This window comes from Sphingomicrobium sediminis, assembly GCF_023805295.1.
Taxonomy (GTDB): domain Bacteria; phylum Pseudomonadota; class Alphaproteobacteria; order Sphingomonadales; family Sphingomonadaceae; genus Sphingomicrobium; species Sphingomicrobium sediminis.
Genome location: NZ_JAMSHT010000003.1, coordinates 1 through 2,099, shown reverse-complemented (window position 1 = coordinate 2,099; position 2,099 = coordinate 1). Strand labels below are relative to the sequence as shown.

Below are 2,099 nucleotides of genomic sequence, written 5' to 3'. Positions count from 1 at the left end.
CCGCCGAGCGGGAGGCGGATACGGAAGGTACCGGCGTGGTTTTCGCGCTGTCCGTTGAACAGGGCCTGGTAGCCGACGCGGACGTCGACCTTGCCGGCCTTGCCGCCGAGGCTCACGCCGACCAGCGCGCTGTCACGCTGCTCTTCGGAGCTGACGATGCCGAACTGGCACTGTTCCTGGCCACAGAAGGCTCCGGTGAACGCGCTGCGCTCGTCGCCGAACATGTGGCGCCAGCCAAGATCGACCTCGGCAACCACACCGCCAATGTCGCTCGCGAACTTGGCACCCAGCGTCGTGTAGGTGCGGTTCTCGTCGGCATCGTTGACCACCAGATTCGCGCCGTCGAGGCCCGTCTCCTTGAAGCCCTTCAGCTCGGTGTTGATGTAATCGACCATGCCGTACGGCGTCACCGTCGCACCGCCAAGATCGACCCGGTAGCCAAGCTCGGCACCCAGCGTCCACTGGCGGATGTCCGGATCGCCAACGATCGTGCCGGCAAAGTCGCCGCCGCCGATATTGACCGTCCGGCTGCTGTCACCGTCCATCCAGGCATAGCTGCCCAGCACCTTGGCATAGAGACCTGCGCCCTCATCATAGGTGATGTAGGCACCCGCCTGGTAGCCGTCGGCCTCGACCGTCATGCCGTCGGTAAAGTCGAGATGGTTGCCCACCTTGGCCACCGACAGGCCGATGCTCGTATTGGGCGACAGGGCAAAGTCGGCGCCGACCATCGCGGTCCACGCATCGGCCGAGTAGCCCCGGCTCTCGACATCGCCGTCATTGTTGGAGTTCGAGAAGTCCAGCGTACCGAACAGGCGGATACCCGTCTCGCCGCGGCACTCTACCAGGATGTTCTCCAGGCTCGGCACTTCGCAGTCGCTCACGTCACCCAGCAGCTGGTTGAAGCGCGCACCGAAGCTGTGCATCGACTGGAGGTAGCTGGCATAGCCCGCACCCGACAGCTGATCCAGCGCATCGAGATAGACCGCTTCGTCCTGGATCTCGAGCAGCTCGATCGCCAGCGCCTGCGCGCCGCCCTCGAGGTCGGGACCGTAGAAGCACTCGATCGCTTCGGCGACCGACAGCTGGTTCTGGCTGTTGAACCCGAAGTCGGTGAACGCGATCCGCGCAAAGCCCAGATCAACATTGCTCTCCGCATCGTAGATACATTCAAGCTGCAGGAAGATGCTGTCTTCAAAACCATCCACCTCGCAGGTCGAGAAGGTCCCGTTGCGAACGTCCGCCTCGATCACATTGTCGAAGAAGTAATCGTCCTCATAGAGACCCGTATCGCTCTGCGGGCGCACCAGCAGCGTGCCGTCGAGGTTCGCGGTGTTGGTGAAGATCTGCGGGTAGGCAGCCTCCGCCAGGTCCGAGTCCTCGTAGGACGGCAGGTTGAAGATGATCGTCCCGTCAGCCGCAACATTGAGCGTGTCGAGATAGCCGCCCGCCGGACCGTCATAGGTCGGGTCCATCCGCAGCGGATCGTCAACCAGGAACAGCGCACCGCCATTGGCGATGTTGAGCGTGCCCACATACTCCATGTCGGGGTTGAACAGGCCATCGAAGCGGGTCTCGCCTGCCTCGACATTGATGACATCGCCATCGGCCACGTGGATGTTGCCGTAGATCGAGCCGTCACCCAAGAGGTTGATCGTGCTCGGCACACCGGCGGTCGACACGTCGATCGCCATCCCGCGGGTGAAGGTCGCACCATCGTCCACGCTCTCGCGAACCTGGATGAGGCCACCATCATTGGTGAACACGAAGGTCGAGGCGCCATCGCCCGTGCCGTCATTGTCGCTCACCAGAACACCCGTGGCCGAGGCCTCGCCACCCGAACCCGTCCAGGCATCGACGATGATCGAGCCCGTATTGGTCGCGCTGCCATTCACGTCGCCGCCGATCAGCGCAATGCCGACCGCCGAGGCGTTCGAGGCGAAGGTGGTAAAGGTGTTGGTGTTGGTCACCAGCGTCGTGCCCGTGCCGGTGGTCGAGGTCGTGGTGAAGGTCGAAGAACCCGCACCGCGCGCAATCGCCGCAACGGTCACGCTGCCCGAGTTGGTGAGATCGACATCGAGACCACCCGGATTGACCGT

General features: G+C 63.4%; 1 protein-coding gene. It reads right to left on the bottom strand.

The window, feature by feature from the left end; genetic code table 11:
* A partial coding sequence (locus tag NDO55_RS11915) for an autotransporter family protein (protein WP_252115645.1) occupies positions 1-2,099 on the bottom strand: 2,099 nt, incomplete at both ends.